This window comes from Oleiphilus sp. HI0123 (genome assembly GCF_001635315.1).
On record NZ_LWGE01000022.1, the window covers coordinates 1 to 524 of the forward strand.

The following is a 524-nucleotide window of genomic DNA, read 5'->3' on the forward strand; positions in this document are numbered from 1 at the left end:
GCTTAGAATTAAATGTAAACGAGCCCTTGAACAAACAGGGATGAAAACGCTCGTTATTGCAGGCGGTGTGAGTGCCAATACGCATCTCCGACAGACTCTGGAGCCAATGGTAAAAAAACTGGGTGCCAGGGTTTCTTATGCTCGTCCGGAGTTTTGTACGGATAATGGTGCAATGATCGCTTATGCCGGCTATCAGCGCTTGCAGGCAGGCCAGGGCTCAAATCATGAGTTTGCAGTACAAGCACGTTGGCCACTAGATACGCTGCCTGCACTAGGCTAGATTTTAATCCTGACAATAGGTTAATTTGATGGCTCAAGATTACTCTGAGGTATTAATTGAAAAGCTCGAAATTGACGCCTCAATAGGTGTGTTCGAATGGGAAAAGCAGATCAAGCAAACATTGTTGTTTGACCTTGCTCTAGTGTGTGACTTTTCAGCCGCAGCAGAATCAGATGCCATAGAAGATGCTATTGATTATGTGGCGGTTTGCCAGGAGATTGAGCGCATTACCTTAGCCAAACAC

The 524-nt window shown here is 45.8% G+C and carries 1 protein-coding gene and 1 pseudogene; both read left to right on the forward strand.

Going from position 1 to position 524, the window contains the following annotated elements:
• Positions 1–280 (forward strand): annotated as a pseudogene (locus A3761_RS00255) (tRNA (adenosine(37)-N6)-threonylcarbamoyltransferase complex transferase subunit TsaD); the annotation flags it as partial.
• 28 nt (positions 281–308) lie between these two features.
• The coding region (locus A3761_RS00260) for a dihydroneopterin aldolase (protein WP_156491448.1) at positions 309–524 on the forward strand (216 nt) is incomplete at its 3' end.